This is a genomic window from Pseudomonas sp. R4-39-08, assembly GCF_003852275.1.
GTDB lineage: Bacteria > Pseudomonadota > Gammaproteobacteria > Pseudomonadales > Pseudomonadaceae > Aquipseudomonas.
In genome coordinates this window covers 2,444,230-2,461,867 of sequence record NZ_CP027733.1, presented here as the reverse complement: position 1 = coordinate 2,461,867, position 17,638 = coordinate 2,444,230, and the positions used below count along the sequence as shown (strand labels likewise).

Here is a 17,638-nt window from a genome sequence, read left to right as displayed (position 1 = left end):
TACCAAAAAAATGATCACCGCCCCTCCCTTACACTATACCGGAGCCGCTTTGGGGCTTTTCAATGTGCACCTGGCAATGAGGATCGCCAGCACCGCCAAACTGAAAGTTGCCCAGGCCATCAAACTGATACCGCCTTCAAATGCTCGTCTGGCGTTATACATCACCTCATTGGCTTGATCTCCTGTCAATGTTGCCGATACCGCGTAGGCACCTGCCAATGTTTCGCTGGCCAAGTGCATTTGCAGCGGTGTCAGGAAGTCCGGCAGCTGTAATGTGCTGCGGTAGTTTGCGGTGACGATGCCGCCGAGTACGGTGGTACCGAGCACGACACCCACTTCATAGGCAGTCTCGCTGATGGCTGAAGCCGCTCCAGCTTTGGTGGAGGGGACGGCCGACAGCACCACGTCGTTGGATACCGTGGCGATGGCGCCGACTCCAATGTTCAGCAAGGCAAATGCCACCACTAGTATCGTCAGGCTGCTACCAAGGCCGGCAACCAGCAAAAAGGCTGCAGCAATAAAACCCAGCAAAATTGGAATCAAAACAATGACCGATACTCGCTGGGCGACCGGGACTATCAGCAGCCCCACGACGATAGCCATAACCTGGCCCGGTATCAGCGCCAGGCTGGCGTTGAGGGGAGACATCCGCAGGACGATTTGCAGGAACTGAGTGGAAAAAAACACAAAACCGATCAGAAACGCCAGACTCATCAGGTTGATGGCCACCGACCCGCTGAACATTTTGTTGCGAAACAGGCTCAGGTCCATCAACGGCGTTGGCAGGCGCAGTTGCCGCCGCACGAATAGCCAGCCGATGACGAGAGCAACACTGAAGGCCACCAGTGCCAACACATCCGGACCAGCACTGGCGATGTGCTTGATGCTATACACCAGCGCACCGAGGGCCACCATCGATTGCACAGTACTTATGGTATCCATCGGCCCCGACCCATCTGGCTCAGACTCGGGTAACAGCAACGGTCCGAGGACCAATAATGGCACCAGCACCGGCACCGCCAGCAGAAAAATCGATCCCCAGCTGAAGAACTCCAGTAGCACGCCGCCGATCAAAGGACCGAGTGCAGAACCGACCGTCAAGGTCGTTGCCCAAATAGCCACGGCAAGCCGCCGCTCTTCCCGGTCTTCGAAAAGTGAACGGATCAAGGCTAATGTTGAAGGCATCAACATGGCCCCGAAGATCCCCATGCAGGCGCGCCCGACGATCAGTTGCGCGGCATTACCGGAGTAAGCCGTCATGACGGAGACTACGCAAAATCCCAATGAGCCGATCAGCAGCAGTTTTCGATGACCTTTGCGATCACCCAGGCTACCCATGGAAATGAGCAGTCCGGCCAAGACCAATGAATAGGCATCAATCATCCATAGCTGCTGGCTGGCGCTGGGATGCAAGGCTTCGGCTATTTTCGGCAGGGCAAAACCCAGTACAGTGTTATCCACGGTCACGAGCAGGACCGGTAGCATCAATATCGCTAAAGCTATCCACCGGCTGGAGCGTGGTTGCTGCGTTACATCTTCCGCCGTCAATGACATCATCGGCTCCTTATAAAACAATCGTAAAACCGTCCCCCTGTAGGAGCATGCTGAGCTTTTTATAATTTGTAAGGCTGCGAGACCATGAAGTATTTGTTTCACATTGTATTGCTGTTACAAACCCACATAGATTCAAAACAAATTCTGAATTTTCTGTAAGAACTTACCCACCTTAATTCTCCTCGCGCATAAAAAGCGGCTGAGCGAACTCAAGTCGTCCTGATACGGATCGCTGAATACCGATACTTGCTATTGATTCTGGTTGTGATGGCGGCCACTGCTTAAGACCGCGAGCAAAAAAATGCAGAGCGCGCTGCAGGCAGCCGAGCAAGAAATGCGAGCAATGACAAAAAGGCGACTTTTGAAAGGTCGCCTTTTCATTTCGAATTTGAATGCAGGTTACTGTGGATGGGCCTCCTGCATCTGATTGGCATACACTTGGGACCTAGGGCGCCAGCCCTTCCACAATAATGATCTGCGCCTCTCCCGCCCCCGCTCTATGCCCCTTTGCCTCCTGATATTCCACAGACTCATAGCACGCCACCGCCTGCTCATAGCTCTCAAACTCAATCACCACATTGCGCTGCCGCACAGGCCCGCCTTCCAGCGCCTCACTGCGCCCGCCCCTGGCCAGAAATCGCCCGCCGAACTTCGCGAAAGCAGCCGGCGCGCGCTGGGTGTACTGGGTGTATTGCTCTGCATCGGACACATCCACATGGGCAATCCAATAGGCCTTCATCGAGACATCCTCTTGCTTAGAATTTGTGGTATACCATAATACATACAACCAACAAACAGAGCACTCCCCATGCCCTTCAACAGCATCGCAGACATCCTCGAAGACTACCGCCAGGGCAAGATGGTGCTTCTGGTGGACGACGAAGACCGGGAAAACGAAGGCGACCTGCTGTTGCCTGCAGCGTGCTGCACCGCCGAGACTATCAGCTTCATGGCCCGCGAAGCCCGTGGCCTGATCTGCCTGACCCTTACCGATGAACATTGCCAACGCCTGGGCCTGGAGCAGATGGTGCCCAGCAATGGCAGCGTGTTCAGCACTGCGTTTACCGTGTCCATCGAAGCCGCCACCGGCGTGACCACCGGCATCTCCGCCGCCGATCGCGCACGCACCGTGGCGGCGGCCGTCGACAGCAATGCCGGACCGGCCGACATCGTGCAGCCGGGGCATATCTTCCCGTTGCGCGCCAAGGACGGCGGCGTGTTGACCCGCGCCGGCCACACCGAAGCCGGCTGCGACCTCGCGCGCCTGGCCGGGCACACACCGGCCTCGGTGATTGTCGAAGTGATGAACGACGACGGCACGATGGCCCGTCGTCCCGAGCTGGAAGCCTTTGCCCGCAAGCACGGGATCAAGATCGGCACTATCGCCGACCTGATCCACTACCGCCTCAGCACCGAACGCACCGTGGTACGCATCGGCGAACGCGACCTGCCCACAGTGCACGGCACCTTCCGCCTGATCACTTTTGAAGACCGCATCGACGGCGGCGTGCATATGGCCATGGTCATGGGCCAACTGCGCCGTGATGAGCCGGCGCTGGTCCGTGTGCACGTGATCGACCCGCTGCGCGACCTGGTCGGTGCCGACTACAGTGGGCCGTCCAACTGGACCTTGTGGGCCGCCCTGCAACGCGTGGCGGCAGAAGGCAGCGGCGTGGTGGTGGTGCTGGCCAACCATGAGTCGTCCCAGGCACTGTTGGAACGCGTACCGCAGTTGACCCAGGCGCCGCGTCAGTTCAACCGCTCCCAGTCACGGATTTACTCGGAAGTGGGTACTGGCGCTCAGATATTGCAGGACCTGGGCGTGGGCAAACTGCGCCACCTCGGACCACCGCTGAAATACGCAGGCTTGACCGGTTACGACCTGGAAGTCGTGGAAAGCATCCCCTTCACCTGAGGCTGGAAACCCAGCGTCGGCGGATAGCCGGTATGGCAAAGTGCTTGCGCAAATATTGGAATACCATAATATGATATTCCATAGGCCGGACGACCTGAATCAGGTCTCCCGGACCGACTGCTCCCGACAGGCGGGCACTCCAAGCCCCGCTCATAAACACAACAATGAGGGCGTAAAAATGGTGTTGAACACAGGTGTAACCGCGGTGCTGTTCGCGGGTTTGTTGAGCGTGGCCAGCCAGGCGGCGTTGGCGGCGGAAAGTGTCAACTTCGTCAGTTGGGGAGGCAGCACCCAGGATGCGCAGAAGCAGGCATGGGCCGATCCTTTCAGCAAGGCCAGCGGCATCACCGTCGTCCAGGACGGCCCCACCGACTACGGCAAACTCAAGGCCATGGTCGAAAGCGGCAACGTACAGTGGGACGTGGTGGATGTCGAAGCCGACTTCGCCCTGCGCGCCGCCGCCGAAGGCCTGCTCGAGCCCCTCGACTTCTCGGTGATCGAGCGCGACAAGATCGACCCGCGTTTCGTCTCCGACCATGGCGTCGGCTCGTTCTTCTTCTCCTTCGTGCTCGGCTACAACGAAGGCAAGCTCGGCACCGGCAAACCGCAGGACTGGAGCGCCTTGTTTGACACCAAGACCTACCCCGGCAAACGCGCCCTCTACAAATGGCCAAGCCCAGGTGTGCTTGAACTGGCGCTGCTGGCCGACGGCGTACCCGCCGCCACGCTCTACCCCCTGGACCTGGACCGCGCCTTCAAGAAACTCGACACCATCAAGAAAGACATCGTCTGGTGGGGCGGCGGTGCGCAGTCGCAACAGTTGCTGGCCTCCGGCGAAGTCAGCATGGGCCAGTTCTGGAACGGCCGCATTCACGCCTTGCAGGAAGATGGCGCACCAGTGGGCGTGAGTTGGAAACAGAATCTGGTGATGGCCGACATTCTTGTGGTACCTAAAGGCTCGAAAAACAAAGCGGCCGCGATGAAGTTTCTGGCCAGTGCCAGCAGCGCCAAGGGCCAGGCGGATTTCTCCAACCTGACCGCCTACGCTCCGGTAAATATCGACAGCGTGCAGCGCCTGGATTCGGTCCTGGCGCCCAACCTGCCGACGGCGTACGCCAAGGATCAGATCACGCTCGATTTCGCCTACTGGGCCAAGAACGGTCCGGCCATTGCGACACGGTGGAATGAATGGCTAGTCAAATGAAAATGACGGCAACCACGCCGACCGGGAGCGCCCTCGGCGCTGCCGACGCGGTTTCCCACAAGGCCGGGGCGCTATCCCTGGCGCAACGCTGGCGGGGGTCGAGCAACTTGATCCCGGCCCTGCTGTTCCTCGGCCTGTTCTTCCTGGCACCGCTGATCGGCCTGTTACTGCGCGGCGTACTGGAGCCGGTACCGGGCCTTGGCAACTATGAACAGCTGTTCGCCAACTCGGCCTATGCGCGGGTGTTGCTCAATACCTTTTCAGTGGCCGGCCTGGTGACCCTGTTCAGCCTGCTGCTGGGCTTTCCGCTCGCCTGGGCGATTACCCTCGTGCCGCGCGGCTGGGGCCGCTGGATCCTGAGTATCGTGCTGCTGTCGATGTGGACAAGCCTGCTCGCCCGCACCTATTCCTGGCTGGTGTTGCTGCAGGCCTCGGGGGTAATCAACAAGGCGTTGATGGCCATGGGCATCATCGATCAACCGCTGGAGATGGTGCATAACCTCACCGGCGTGGTGATCGGCATGAGCTACATCATGATTCCGTTCATCGTGTTGCCGCTGCAGGCGACCATGCAGGCCATCGACCCGATGATCCTGCAGGCCGGCTCCATCTGTGGCGCCAGCCCTTGGACCAACTTCTTCCGGGTGTTCCTGCCGCTGTGCCGGCCGGGGTTGTTTTCCGGCGGGTTGATGGTTTTTGTGATGTCCCTCGGTTACTACGTCACCCCGGCCCTGCTGGGCGGTGCGCAGAACATGATGCTGCCCGAGTTCATCATTCAACAGGTGCAATCGTTCCTCAATTGGGGCCTGGCCAGTGCCGGTGCGGCGTTGCTGATTTTCATCACGCTGGTGCTGTTCTACTTCTACCTGAAGCTCCAGCCGGAATCCCCGGTTGGCGCCAGCAACGCGAGGTAAGCCGTCATGCTCCTGACCCCCAACGCCATGAGCCGCAGGATGCGCCTGGGCCTCTACACCACCACCGGTTTGATTGGCCTGTTCCTGCTGTTGCCGATCGTGTTTATCGTGTTGCTGTCGTTCGGTTCGTCGCAATGGCTGGTGTTCCCGCCACCGGGCTGGACACTGAAATGGTACGGCCAGTTCTTCTCCAACCCCGACTGGATGAGCGCGGCGATGGCCAGCCTCAAGGTGGCGGTGCTGACCACGCTGTTCGCCGTCGCGCTGGGCCTGCCGACCGCCTTTGCCCTGGTGCGCGGACGCTTCCCCGGCCGCGAGCTGCTCTACGGCCTGTTCACCCTGCCGATGATCGTGCCGCTGGTGATCATCGCCGTGGCGGTGTACGCGCTGTTCCTCAAGCTCGGCTATACCGGCACGATGTTCGCTTTCGTGGTCAGCCATGTGATTGTCGCGCTGCCGTTCACCATCATCTCAATCATCAACTCGCTGAAGCTGTTCGACCAGTCGATTGAAGACGCCGCGGTGATCTGCGGCGCCTCGCGCGTGCAGGCGGTGTTCAAGGTGACCTTCCCGGCGATTCGCCCAGGGATGGTCGCCGGTGCGCTGTTCGCCTTTCTTGTCTCATGGGACGAAGTGGTGCTCAGCGTGATGATGGCCAGCCCAACCCTGCAAACCCTTCCCGTCAAAATGTGGACCACCCTGCGCCAGGACCTGACGCCTGTGATCGCCGTCGCCTCGACGTTGCTGATCGGCCTGTCGGTACTGGTCATGGTGATCGCCGCCGCCCTTCGTCGGCGCACTGAAACCAGCGCCTAAGCGCCCAGGAGCAGAACATGAGTGCAGTGATCCAAGATGTCGCGCAGAATCCCGGCCAACCCCTGGTCAGCCTGCGTAACCTGAACAAGTACTACGGCGACTTTGCCGCCGTGGACAACATTTCCCTGAACATCCAGGACGGCGAGTTCCTCACCTTCCTCGGCTCCAGCGGCTCGGGCAAGAGCACCACCCTGTCGATGCTCGCCGGCTTTGAAACGCCGAGCAGCGGCGAGATCCTGGTGAGCGGGCAATCCCTGGTCAACGTGCCGCCGCACAAGCGTGACATCGGCATGGTGTTTCAACGCTACTCGTTGTTTCCGCACTTGTCGGTGCGCGACAACATCGCCTTCCCCTTGGCCATCCGCAAACTAGCCAGCGCCGAACGCGAGAAACGCGTGGACGCCATGCTCAAGCTGGTACAGCTGGAACCGTTCGCCCATCGCCGCCCTTCGCAACTCTCCGGTGGCCAGCAACAGCGAGTGGCCATCGCCCGTGCGCTGGTGTACGAGCCGCGTATCCTGCTGATGGACGAGCCCCTCGGCGCCCTCGACAAGAAGCTGCGTGAAGATTTGCAGGACGAACTGCGCCAGCTGCACCGGCGCCTGGGCATCACCATCGTCTACGTGACCCACGACCAGGAAGAAGCCATGCGCCTGTCCCAGCGCATCGCGATTTTCAGCCACGGCAAAATCGTCGGCCTGGGCAGTGGTTTCGACCTGTACCAGAACCCGCCGAACGCGTTCGTCGCCTCATTCCTGGGCAATTCCAACTTCCTCAAGCTCAAGGCCCAGGGCAATGCGGCAGCGTCGTTCGAAGGCCAGTCGCTGTCGATCCGCCTGACCAGCGGCCTGCAAACCGAGCAGGATGTATTGCTGATGGTACGCCCGGAAAAGGCCCTGGCGCTGAGCGTCGAACAGGCCGCCGAGCAACCGTTGGCCGCAGGCTGGAATGAGGTCTCGGCGATTGTCGGGGAGGTGCTGTTTCTGGGCGAGAGCCAGACCTGCGCGGTGAAGACCCTCGGCGGTACTTCGCTGACGGTCAAGGCGCTCTCGGCGGCGGGCATGCCGCTCAACGCCGGCGACCCGGTGCGGGTGCGCTGGGCCACGGCGGATGCGTGTGTGTACACGGAGTGGGCGGAGAGTGATTTGAACAAGGCGGCCGGAGCGCATTGAGCCTGCCTAGGAAGGCTTCATGTGGCAGCGGCTGGCTCCCGATAGCGGAATATCCGCCAGCTAGTGTGTAGCTGGCCGTTCCGCCATCGGAGCGTCGCATCAAGTCTGTACCAAATGATCCAGACTACGTCGCCAGGAAAAACCGACTACAAAAAAATACCCGGCAAGCGCCGGGTATTTGATTTGACGTGATGATCAGTCCGAATAACCCAGCTTCACCGCTCGGACGTTCTGCGTGTGCTTGCGTGTCGCCAGGCAGTAATACAACGGACACGTCACCGCCAACCCCACCAGCCACGACAAATCCGCCCCGTCCACCAGGTTGGCCCAGGGCCCCACATACAACGACGTATTGGCAAACGGCAGTTGCACGAGGATCCCGATGAAATACGCCACGATCGCATGCAGGTTGAACCGTCCATAGACTCCGCCATCCGCCTGGAAGATTGAGGCAATGTCGTACACGCCGCGCTTGATCACGTAGAAATCGATCAGGTTGATCGAGGCCCACGGCACCAGCACCAGCAACAGCGCGAGGATCAGCCCGATAAATTGCGCGATGAAGTCCGCCGACGCGCCCAGCGCCACCACACAGCAACCGGCGAGGATAATGCCCGAGAGCACCACGCGCACCTTGATGCTGGGGGTCCAGTGGCTGGCGAAGGTCTGGATCGAGGTGATGATCGAAAGCACTGCGCCGTACAGGTTCAGTGCGTTGTGGCTGATGATATTGAGCAGGAACAGCACCATCAGGATCGGCCCCAGCGCGCCCGTGGCTTGTTTGACCGCGACCATCGCTTCGGTGCCTTCCGGTGTCGCCAGTGCCGCCACCAGGCCGAAGGCGAACGACAGGATGGTGCCCAGCGTTGCGCCCAGGTAGGTGGCAATAAACGGTCGGGTGATGCCGATGTCCGCCGGCAGGTAACGCGAATAGTCGCTGGTGTAGGGTGAGAAGCTGATCTGCCAGATGATCCCGAGCGACACCGTGGCTAGCCATCCGGCGGCATTGAAACCGCCGCGGGTGAGGAAGTCGGCCGGCAGGTCGTGAGCAAAGATGTAGACAAAACCGGCGAGCAACGCGCTGCCCATCACCCAGGTGCCGATGCGGTTCAAGGCATGGATAAAGCGGTAGCCGATCACGCCGATGGCCGTGGCGCTGAGAGCGCCGATCAGGATGCTCGCTGGCACCGGGACCGAGGGCACGATGCCGACGATGGATTTGCCGGCCAGCACGATGTTGGAAATGAAAAAGCCGATGTAGATCAGCGCTGCGAAAAACACGATCAGCAACGCGCCATAGCGCCCGAACTGGCCGCGGCTCTGCACCATCTGCGGGATGCCCATGCGCGGGCCCTGGGCCGAGGCAAGGGCGATCACTACACCGCCCAACAGATGCCCGAGGGCAATCGCCAGCAGCCCCCACAGCAGGTTGAGATGGAACACCTGGGCCACCATCGCGCCGGTGACGATGGGCAGCGGCGCGATATTGGTACTGAACCACAAGGTGAACAGGTCGCGGGCCTTCCCGTGGCGCTCTGCGAGGGGGACGTAATCGACCGTATGATGCTCGATCAGGGGGTCTTGCCGGGACATCTGAGGCATAGGAATAACTCGCGTTTGTCTGATCTTATAGTTGTTTGACGCCAACCGAGGGGGCTCTACAGCCGCCCAAGATGAACACCATATTATGGTATTCCAACTATTTAACAAGATTGATTCGCTTTTTTCGCCCCGCCTCTGATCCGGTAATCCCGGTCCTTGAAAAACCGCTACCAGAGGATAAACCCCTGTAATAGAGGGCTCTGGTGGTCAGAGACACGTTTATCGCCCTGTCCAAAAAAGCCCTTGCAACTGCTGTATTACGGTATACCATCAGACCTATAAAATTAAAAACCCGCTTCATAGCAGAGGACCATCCCATGATCGATGCCGCCATCTACAAACAAGTGATGGGTTCGTTTCCGTCCGGGGTCACCGTGATTACTACGCTGGACGACGACGGGCAAATCGTCGGCCTCACCGCCAGTGCGTTCAGCTCGCTGTCCATGGACCCGGCCCTGGTGCTCTTCTGCCCCAACTACAGCTCTGACTCCTACCCCGTACTGATCAAGAACAAGCGCTTCGCCATCCATGTGTTGTCCGGCGGGCAGCAAAGCGAAGCCTATGCCTTTGCGCGCAAAGGCAAGGACAAAGCCCAGGGCATCGAGTGGACCCTGAGTGCTTTGGGCAATCCGATCCTGGCCAACGCCACGGCGGTCATTGAATGCCAGTTGTGGCGCGAATACGAAGGCGGCGACCACGCAATCATGGTTGGCTCGGTCAAGAACCTGATCGTGCCGACACAGCCCAATGGGCCCCTGGTGTATTGCCACGGCAAGATGGGTACCCTGCCGGTGCCTGCCTGATACCCCCCGCCAAAGCCGTTCTTTTTTCGCGGAAAATAACAATAGATCCGAGGTATGCGTCATGAAATTTTCGCTGTTCGTACACATGGAACGCTGGGATGAAAGCGTCAGCCACCGTCAGTTGTTCGAAGACTTGACCGAGCTGACCCTGATGGCCGAAGCCGGTGGCTTCAGCACCGTGTGGATTGGCGAGCACCACGCCATGGAATACACCATATCGCCAAGTCCAATGCCGCTGCTGGCTTACCTCGCGGCCAGGACCACCACTATTCGCCTGGGCGCCGGCACCATCATCGCGCCGTTCTGGCACCCGCTGCGGGTGGCGGGGGAATGCGCGTTGCTCGACGTGATCAGCAACGGACGCATGGAAGTGGGCCTGGCCCGTGGTGCTTACCAAGTGGAATTCGACCGCATGGCCGGCGGCATGCCCGCCTCGAGCGGCGGCCAGGCCCTGCGCGAAATGGTGCCGGTAGTGCGTGCCCTATGGAAAGGCGACTACGCCCATGACGGCGACATCTGGAAATTCCCCACCTCCACCAGCGTGCCAAAGCCGATCCAACAGCCCACCCCACCGATGTGGATCGCCGCCCGCGACCCCGACTCCCACAATTTTGCAGTGGCCAACGGCTGCAACGTCATGGTCACGCCGCTGATGAAGGGCGACGAAGAAGTCCTGGACCTTAAAAACAAATTCCAGGCCGCCCTGGACAACAACCCTGGCGTGCCCCGCCCACAATTGATGGTGCTGCGTCACACCCACGTGCACGCTGCTGATGACCCGCAAGGCTGGGAAGTCGGGGCCAAGGCGATCTCGAAGTTCTACCGCACCTTCGATGCCTGGTTCGGCAACAAGAACGTGCCGGTCAATGGTTTCCTGGAGCCAAGCCCGGAAGAGAAGTTCGCCGCACGCCCAGAGTTCGAACTGGAGAGCCTGCACAAAACCGCAATGATCGGCACCGCAGCAGAGATCATCCCGCGCATTCGGTACTACCAGGAACTGGGCGTGGATGAGTTCAGCTTCTGGTGCGACAACAGCCTGCCCCATGCCGAGAAAAAGAAGTCCCTGGCACTGTTTATCGAGCAGGTGATACCCGCGTTTCGTTGACCGGCTGCAGGCGCCCGCTCATCAGCCACATCATGGGAGCGGGCTTGCCCGCTCCACATTCTTTTGGCCTGCGCCCATCATCGCAGCATCGGTAACAGTCTATTGCGCTGCACAATGTACTAACTGGTTACTTATCTTGCTAAAATCGCGCTTTGCCCTCTCTCACTCGAGTCTTTTCGACATGAAACGAGCATCGCGCGCCGCTGGCGTCTCACGTTTTCTTCTGCTGGGCCTGGGCGTGATCATCGCCCTGCTCGGCCTTGCGCTCGCTGTCGGCGGCGCCAAACTGGTCAGCCTGGGAGGTTCCTGGTACTTCCTGGTCGGTGGCGTGGTCATGGCCATTGCCGGGCTGTTGATTGCCCGGCGCAAGCCGGCGGGCGCCTGGTGGTTCGCCGCGTTCCTGGTCGGCACGGCCGTCTGGGCCGTGGCCGATGTAGGCCTGGTGTACTGGCCGCTGTTCTCGCGACTGTTCATGTTCGCGGTGATCGGCATCGTGGTTGCGCTGGTCTATCCATTGCTGGTCGGCAAACCGGCGCGGGGCGCGTATGGCGTTGCTGCCGTGCTGGCGCTGGGCGCGGCGGTGGCGGCGGGCAATATGTTCGTCGCTCACCCAAGCGTAGCGCCGACCGGTGCCGGCCCTGGCATCACCCCGGTGGCTGCGGCCGATGCCCAGAAAGACTGGGCACACTACGGCAACACCGAAGGCGGCAGCCGCTTCGCCGCGCTGGACCAGATCAATCGCGACAACATCGACAAGCTCAAAGTCGCCTGGACCTACCGCACCGGTGACGTGGCCATCAGCGACGGCAACGGCGCCGAAGACCAGCTGACGCCCCTGCAGATCGGCAACAAAGTGTTCATCTGCACCCCGCACAACAACCTCATCGCGCTGGACGCCGACACCGGCAAGGAGCTGTGGAAGAACCAGATCAATGCCCAATCGGCGGTGTGGCAGCGATGCCGTGGCATGGCCTACTTCGACGCGACTGCGCCGATTGCCCAGCCGACCCAACCGAACAGTTCGCCGGTGATCGCCGCCAGCGTGCCCGCCGGTGCGCAATGCCAGCGTCGGCTGCTGACCAACACCATCGATGCACGCCTGATCGCCGTGGATGCCGACACCGGCAAGTTCTGCGAAGACTTCGGCAACCACGGCCAGGTAGATCTGAAAGCCGGGCTGGGCAATGTCCCGGACAGCTACTACCAGCTGTCCTCGGCGCCCTTGATGGCCGGCACTACCGTGGTGGTCGGCGGGCGCGTGGCCGATAACGTGCAAACCGATATGCCGGGCGGCGTGATCCGTGGCTTCGATGTGATCAGTGGCCAGATGCGCTGGGCGTTCGACCCCGGCAACCCGCAAGACAAGCAGGCGCCGGCCGACGGCAGCACCTACGTGCGCAGCACCCCCAACAGCTGGGCGCCGATGTCTTATGACCCGCTGATGAACACGGTTTTCCTGCCGATGGGCAGCTCGTCCACCGACATCTACGGTGTTGAGCGCACCGAGCTCAATCATAAATACGGCGCTTCGGTACTGGCGCTGGACGCCTCCACCGGCGCAGAGAAATGGGTGTACCAGACGGTTCACAATGATCTGTGGGACTTCGACCTGCCGATGCAACCGAGCCTGATCGATTTCACCCCGCCCGGCAGCGACAAGGCGGTACCCGCGGTGGTGATCGGCACCAAGGCCGGGCAGATCTACGTGCTCGACCGCGCCACCGGCAAGCCGTTGACCGACGTGCAGGAAGTGCCGGTGAAAGCCGCGAACATTCCCAACGAGCCGTATTCCCCCACCCAGCCCAAATCAGTGGGCATGCCGCAGATCGGCGCGCAGACCCTGACCGAATCGGACATGTGGGGCGCCACGCCGTATGACCAGTTGCTGTGCCGCATCGACTTCAAGGGCATGCGTTACGACGGCCTGTACACCGCGCCGGGTACCGATAAATCCTTGAGCTTCCCGGGCTCGTTGGGCGGCATGAACTGGGGCAGTATTTCCACCGACCCGGTGCACGGTTTTATCTTCGTCAACGACATGCGCCTGGGCCTGTGGATCCAGATGGTGCCATCGCAGAACAAGGCCCTGGCCGCCTCCGGGGGTGAAGCGCTGAACACCGGCATGGGCGCCGTGCCGCTCAAGGGCACGCCGTATGCGGTGAACAAGAACCGCTTCCTGTCGGTGGCCGGCATTCCGTGCCAGGCACCGCCGTTCGGCACCTTGACCGCCATCGACATGAAGACGCAAAAAATCGCCTGGCAAGTACCGGTCGGCACCGTTGAAGACACCGGCCCCCTGGGCATCCGCATGCACCTGCCGATCAAAGTAGGCCTGCCGACCCTCGGCGGTACGCTGTCGACCCAGGGTGGCCTGATCTTCATCGCCGGCACCCAGGACTTCTACCTGCGCGCCTTCAACAGCGGCAACGGTGATGAAATCTGGAAAGCCCGCCTGCCGGTCGGCAGCCAGGGCGGCCCGATGACCTACGTGTCGCCGAAAACCGGCAAGCAATACATCGTCGTCACCGCTGGCGGTGCGCGCCAGTCCACCGACCGTGGCGACTACGTGATCGCCTACGCCTTGCCGTAACCACCCTCTGTTCGCGCGGTGCGCCCGCACCGCGCTTTGTGTCTGGAAAATCCCCGCATGAACCCTACTTCTCATATCGCCCTTGGGCGCCTGGTGCTGGGCCTGGCCTTTGCTGCCGCGCTGCCCGTCCAGGCCAACGACACCACCCTGACCGGCGACTGGGGCGGCCTGCGCCGTGAACTCGACGAACGTGGCGTGCGTTTTACCGGCGACTACAGCGGCGAGACCGCCTACAACGCCCACGGCGGCCAGCATCGCTCGGCGCGCTATTCGCAGAACCTTAAACTCGGTGTGCAGTTCGACCTGGGCAAGCTCTACGGTTTCACCCATGGCGACCGCATCCAGCTGACCATCAACGACCGGCGCGGCAACAGCGCCTCCGATGACCTGGTGGGCAACCGCCTGCCGATCCAGGAAAATTATGGCGGCCTGTATACGCGCCTCACCGAACTGAGCTATGAGCGCACGCTGTTCACCCCGGCGCTCAACGTCAAGCTCGGCTACATGGCCATGGGCAACGACCTCGGCGGCCTGGACAGCGGCATCCTGTGCAATTTCATGAACGCCGGTTTCTGCGGGCATCCGCTGAACATGTCGGGCGGCAGCGGCTGGGCCAACTACCCGAATGCGCACCTGGGCGCGCGGGTTAAATATGACTTTTCGCCGAGCTGGCAACTGCGCGTGGCGGCGTTCAATGTCGACCCGTCCAGCAACGGTAATTCCAGCCGCGCCTGGCACCTGGGGCCCAAGCACACCACCGGTACCGTGGTGCCCATCGAGCTGATCTACAAACACGCCGGCAGCCTGCCGGGGGAATACAAGCTGGGTTACTACTACGACAGCTCCGATGTGAAACGCATCGGCAGTGATAAGGAGGTCAGCGGTCGCGGCGGCCATTACCTGTTGATCGACCAGGCCGTGTGGGCTTCCCGGTCATCCCAGGGCCGCAGCCTGCACGCCTTCGGTCAGTATTCGGCGGCCAGCGAGGCGGCGTCGCCGTTCAGCAAGTGGTATGGCGCCGGAGTGGTGCTGTACAAACCGTTCGAGGGCCGCCCGCGTGACACCGTCGCCCTGGGTTATGGCCGCGCAATGCCGAACCCGCGCAGTCGCGACGTGCAGGCGCTTGCCGCGTTCAATGCCGACCGCCCCTACCCTGGCCTCGACAGCGCCGAGCAGTTGATCGAACTCAGTTATGGCTATCAGGCCACGCCCTGGCTGACCCTGCGGCCGGACGTGCAATACATCATCGAACCGGGCGCGTTTTCCGGGCAGAGCATCGACAATGCACTGATCCTGGGTTTGCAAGTCAAGGCGGTGTTCTAAGCCGCGCCTTGCTGGTACTGCCTCGGCGTACACCCGTACTCGCGACGAAACACCGTGTGCAGGTATTGCGCCGATGTGAACCCGCAGGTCTGCGCGATATCGGCAATCGCCAACGCCTGGTTTTCCAGGCCCTTGGCGGCGGCGGCAAGTTTGAAGCGCAGGATCTCATCGTGCACGCTGCACCCGCGCACCTTGCGAAAGTGCGACTCCAACGATGAACGCGACACCCCGACATACGCCGCCACCTGCGCGGTCTTGATGCCCTGGCACGCATACTGGCGAATGAACAGCAGGGCCTGCATCACATAGGGATTGCCCAAGGGTTGATGCAGGCTGGAGGCCTGCACGTTGATCGCGTCCGGCGGCACCAGCACCTGCGTACCTGCACAGGGTTTGCCATGCAGCATCTGGTGCAGCAGCGCGGCGGCGGTGCGGCCCATGGTCTCGGTGCCCTGGATCACCGAACTGAGCGGCACCCGCGTCAGGGTGCGGGTCAGCGGGTCGTTGTCGATACCGATCAGCGCCACTTCCTCAGGCACTGCAATGCCCGCCGTCAGGCAAGCTTGCAGCAGTTGCCGGGCGCGGGCATCGGTCACCGCAATAATGCCGATGGGCTTGGGCAGGCTGTGCAGCCAGGCAATCTGCTGCTCCACCGCGCTGTCCCATAACGGCGCGCTGGTGCCCAGGCCACGGTACACCTCGACGTGCAGGCCATCGCGCTGCATCAAGCGGCGAAAGGCCTTCTCACGCTCCTGGGCCCAGCGATTGGCCTGGGCTTCGGGCAGGCTGAAACAGGCAAACCGCGTCAGCCCGGCCTCGATCAGGTGCTCGTAGGCCAACTTCATCAAGGCGTGGTTATCGGTCGCCACATAGGGAATGCCCTTGGGGTATTGGCCGGCGTCCTCATACGAACCGCCCACCGCCACCACCGGTATTCGGCTCCCGGCCAACGCCTCGCCGATCAGCGGGTCATCGAAATCGGCGATGATGCCGTCGCCCTGCCAACGCTCGATGCCGCGCAACCGGCAGAGGAAATCCTCCTCCAGAAACAAATCCCAGGACGCGCGGGTGCTGCTCAGGTAATTGCCGATGCCAGCGATGATGCCGCGGTCGTAGATTTTGCTGCCGTTGAAGAGCAAGGCGATGCGGTGAACGGGCGGTAGGGTTTTCATTGTTTTTGTCCTGGGGCCAGTTGAGACAGACTAGACCTGACTGCACAAAATCGCACCATCCCTTGGTGATTTTCATAATCAGCAGCCCCAGTGCCGTTGCTAGTATCCAGACACCGCCAAGAACAATAAGGAAAACGCCATGCCGTACTTCCCCGGTGTCGAGCAGGTTCGCTTCGAAGGTCCTGCCAGCGATGCCCCTCTCGCCTTTCGCCACTACGACGCCAACAAGTTGATCCTCGGCAAACCCATGCGCGAGCACCTGCGCATGGCCGCCTGTTACTGGCACACCTTTGTGTGGCCAGGGGCGGATATGTTTGGCGTGGGCACCTTCAAGCGACCGTGGCAGCGCAGCGGTGACCCGATGGAGTTGGCCATCGGCAAGGCGGACGCGGCCTTCGAGTTCTTCTCCAAGCTGGGCATCGATTACTACAGTTTCCACGACACCGATGTGGCGCCCGAAGGCAGCTCGCTCAAGGAATATCGCAACCACTTTGCGCAGATGGTCGATCACCTGGAGCGTCATCAGGAACAGACCGGTATCAAGCTGCTGTGGGGCACCGCCAATTGCTTCAGCAACCCGCGGTTTGCCGCTGGTGCCGCGAGTAACCCCGACCCAGAGGTGTTCGCCTACGCCGCTGCCCAGGTGTTCAGCGCGATGAATGCCACGCTGCGGCTCAAGGGCTCCAACTATGTGCTGTGGGGCGGCCGTGAAGGCTATGAAACCCTGCTCAATACCGACCTAAAGCGCGAGCGGGAACAGCTCGGCCGGTTCATGCGCATGGTGGTGGAACACAAACACAAGATCGGCTTCAAGGGCGACCTGTTGATCGAGCCCAAGCCCCAGGAGCCGACCAAGCACCAGTACGATTACGACAGCGCCACGGTGTTCGGCTTCCTGCATGAGTACGGCCTGGAGCACGAGATCAAGGTGAACATCGAGGCCAACCACGCGACGCTCGCCGGGCACAGCTTTCATCATGAGATCGCCACCGCCGTGTCCCTGGGGATTTTCGGCAGCATCGACGCCAACCGTGGCGACCCGCAGAACGGCTGGGACACTGACCAATTCCCCAACAGCGTCGAGGAAATGACCCTGGCCACCTATGAGATTCTCAAGGCCGGCGGGTTCAAGAACGGCGGCTACAATTTCGATTCCAAAGTCCGCCGCCAGAGCCTGGACGATGTGGACCTGTTCCACGGCCATGTAGCGGCTATGGATGTACTGGCCCTGGCCCTGGAACGCGCGGCGGCGATGGTGCAGAACGACCGGCTGCAGCAGTTCAAGGACCAGCGTTATGCCGGCTGGGACCAGCCGCTGGGCAAAGCCGTACTGGCGGGCGAGTTCAGCCTGCAATCCCTGGCCGAACACGCGTTCGCCAACGAACTGGACCCGCAGGCCGTGAGTGGGCGCCAGGAGATGCTGGAGGGTGTTGTGAACCGATTTATCTACACCTGACTGTGGCGAGGG

Annotated in this window: 14 protein-coding genes; 10 read left to right on the top strand and 4 right to left on the bottom strand. The window is 61.2% G+C overall.

All coding sequences use genetic code 11. The features are described 5' to 3' along the window. Positions 1 to 33 precede the first annotated feature (33 nt). On the bottom strand, positions 34 to 1,554 hold the full coding sequence (locus tag C4J88_RS11345; RefSeq protein WP_124406950.1) for an MFS transporter: 1,521 nt from the start codon (positions 1,552 to 1,554) through the stop codon (positions 34 to 36). 445 nt (positions 1,555 to 1,999) lie between these two features. Next, on the bottom strand, positions 2,000 to 2,293 hold the full coding sequence (locus tag C4J88_RS11340; protein WP_124366697.1) for a DUF1330 domain-containing protein: 294 nt from the start codon (positions 2,291 to 2,293) through the stop codon (positions 2,000 to 2,002). 69 nt (positions 2,294 to 2,362) lie between these two features. On the opposite strand from C4J88_RS11340, the gene ribBA reads away from it, so the two are divergent. The 5 genes from ribBA to C4J88_RS11315 all read left to right on the top strand — a co-directional run bounded on the left by ribBA (position 2,363) and on the right by C4J88_RS11315 (position 7,575). After that, positions 2,363 to 3,469, top strand: a complete 1,107-nt coding sequence (gene ribBA / locus C4J88_RS11335; RefSeq protein WP_124406949.1) for a bifunctional 3,4-dihydroxy-2-butanone-4-phosphate synthase/GTP cyclohydrolase II — start codon at positions 2,363 to 2,365, stop codon at positions 3,467 to 3,469. A 178-nt stretch (positions 3,470 to 3,647) separates the two neighbouring features. Further along, a complete protein-coding gene (locus C4J88_RS11330) occupies positions 3,648 to 4,673 on the top strand; it encodes an ABC transporter substrate-binding protein (RefSeq protein ID WP_124406948.1) in 1,026 nt (341 codons plus the stop codon). Then, positions 4,670 to 5,587 carry an ABC transporter permease gene (locus C4J88_RS11325; RefSeq protein WP_164487653.1) on the top strand — a complete coding sequence of 306 codons (918 nt, stop codon included), beginning with the start codon at positions 4,670 to 4,672 and terminating at the stop codon, positions 5,585 to 5,587. The genes C4J88_RS11330 and C4J88_RS11325 overlap by 4 nt, the downstream gene beginning before the upstream one ends. Positions 5,588 to 5,593: 6 nt before the next feature. Beyond that, complete coding sequence (locus tag C4J88_RS11320) at positions 5,594 to 6,403, top strand: ABC transporter permease (RefSeq protein ID WP_124406947.1); 810 nt, start codon at positions 5,594 to 5,596, stop codon at positions 6,401 to 6,403. Positions 6,404 to 6,420: 17 nt separating this feature from the next. Beyond that, positions 6,421 to 7,575, top strand: a complete 1,155-nt coding sequence (locus tag C4J88_RS11315) for an ABC transporter ATP-binding protein (protein WP_124406946.1) — start codon at positions 6,421 to 6,423, stop codon at positions 7,573 to 7,575. Positions 7,576 to 7,770: 195 nt separating this feature from the next. Here the strand turns inward: C4J88_RS11315 and C4J88_RS11310 are convergent, their stop codons facing one another. Next, the gene (locus C4J88_RS11310) at positions 7,771 to 9,177 is read right to left on the bottom strand and encodes a cytosine permease (RefSeq protein ID WP_124406945.1); all 1,407 of its coding nucleotides are present in this window, start codon (positions 9,175 to 9,177) and stop codon (positions 7,771 to 7,773) included. 317 nt (positions 9,178 to 9,494) lie between these two features. On the opposite strand from C4J88_RS11310, the gene C4J88_RS11305 reads away from it, so the two are divergent. The 4 genes from C4J88_RS11305 (at position 9,495) to C4J88_RS11290 (ending at position 14,998) form a co-directional block, all read left to right on the top strand. Continuing rightward, a complete protein-coding gene (locus C4J88_RS11305) occupies positions 9,495 to 9,980 on the top strand; it encodes a flavin reductase family protein (RefSeq protein WP_124362446.1) in 486 nt (161 codons plus the stop codon). Positions 9,981 to 10,041: 61 nt separating this feature from the next. Beyond that, entirely contained in the window at positions 10,042 to 11,085 is a 1,044-nt protein-coding gene (locus C4J88_RS11300) for an LLM class flavin-dependent oxidoreductase (protein ID WP_124366690.1), read from the top strand. Between the two features lie 181 nt (positions 11,086 to 11,266). Continuing rightward, complete coding sequence (locus tag C4J88_RS11295) at positions 11,267 to 13,675, top strand: glucose/quinate/shikimate family membrane-bound PQQ-dependent dehydrogenase (RefSeq protein ID WP_124406944.1); 2,409 nt, start codon at positions 11,267 to 11,269, stop codon at positions 13,673 to 13,675. 57 nt (positions 13,676 to 13,732) lie between these two features. Then, entirely contained in the window at positions 13,733 to 14,998 is a 1,266-nt protein-coding gene (locus C4J88_RS11290; protein ID WP_124406943.1) for a carbohydrate porin, read from the top strand. On the opposite strand, the gene C4J88_RS11285 is transcribed toward C4J88_RS11290, so the two are convergent. Further along, positions 14,995 to 16,170 carry a XylR family transcriptional regulator gene (locus C4J88_RS11285; RefSeq protein WP_124403895.1) on the bottom strand — a complete coding sequence of 392 codons (1,176 nt, stop codon included), beginning with the start codon at positions 16,168 to 16,170 and terminating at the stop codon, positions 14,995 to 14,997. The genes C4J88_RS11290 and C4J88_RS11285 overlap by 4 nt on opposite strands. A gap of 139 nt (positions 16,171 to 16,309) precedes the next feature. On the opposite strand from C4J88_RS11285, the gene xylA reads away from it, so the two are divergent. Further along, positions 16,310 to 17,626, top strand: a complete 1,317-nt coding sequence (gene xylA, locus C4J88_RS11280; protein WP_124366686.1) for a xylose isomerase — start codon at positions 16,310 to 16,312, stop codon at positions 17,624 to 17,626. Positions 17,627 to 17,638: the final 12 nt, after the last annotated feature.

Bases quoted from the DNA above. Each gene is read 5' to 3' on its own strand.
- C4J88_RS11345 (WP_124406950.1), bottom strand. From the start codon at position 1,554: ATGTCATTGACGGCGGAAGATGTAACGCAGCAACCACGCTCCAGCCGG.
- C4J88_RS11340 (WP_124366697.1), bottom strand. From the start codon at position 2,293: ATGAAGGCCTATTGGATTGCCCATGTGGATGTGTCCGATGCAGAGCAA.
- ribBA (WP_124406949.1), top strand. From the start codon at position 2,363: ATGCCCTTCAACAGCATCGCAGACATCCTCGAAGACTACCGCCAGGGC.
- C4J88_RS11330 (WP_124406948.1), top strand. From the start codon at position 3,648: ATGGTGTTGAACACAGGTGTAACCGCGGTGCTGTTCGCGGGTTTGTTG.
- C4J88_RS11325 (WP_164487653.1), top strand. From the start codon at position 4,670: ATGAAAATGACGGCAACCACGCCGACCGGGAGCGCCCTCGGCGCTGCC.
- C4J88_RS11320 (WP_124406947.1), top strand. From the start codon at position 5,594: ATGCTCCTGACCCCCAACGCCATGAGCCGCAGGATGCGCCTGGGCCTC.
- C4J88_RS11315 (WP_124406946.1), top strand. From the start codon at position 6,421: ATGAGTGCAGTGATCCAAGATGTCGCGCAGAATCCCGGCCAACCCCTG.
- C4J88_RS11310 (WP_124406945.1), bottom strand. From the start codon at position 9,177: ATGCCTCAGATGTCCCGGCAAGACCCCCTGATCGAGCATCATACGGTC.
- C4J88_RS11305 (WP_124362446.1), top strand. From the start codon at position 9,495: ATGATCGATGCCGCCATCTACAAACAAGTGATGGGTTCGTTTCCGTCC.
- C4J88_RS11300 (WP_124366690.1), top strand. From the start codon at position 10,042: ATGAAATTTTCGCTGTTCGTACACATGGAACGCTGGGATGAAAGCGTC.
- C4J88_RS11295 (WP_124406944.1), top strand. From the start codon at position 11,267: ATGAAACGAGCATCGCGCGCCGCTGGCGTCTCACGTTTTCTTCTGCTG.
- C4J88_RS11290 (WP_124406943.1), top strand. From the start codon at position 13,733: ATGAACCCTACTTCTCATATCGCCCTTGGGCGCCTGGTGCTGGGCCTG.
- C4J88_RS11285 (WP_124403895.1), bottom strand. From the start codon at position 16,170: ATGAAAACCCTACCGCCCGTTCACCGCATCGCCTTGCTCTTCAACGGC.
- xylA (WP_124366686.1), top strand. From the start codon at position 16,310: ATGCCGTACTTCCCCGGTGTCGAGCAGGTTCGCTTCGAAGGTCCTGCC.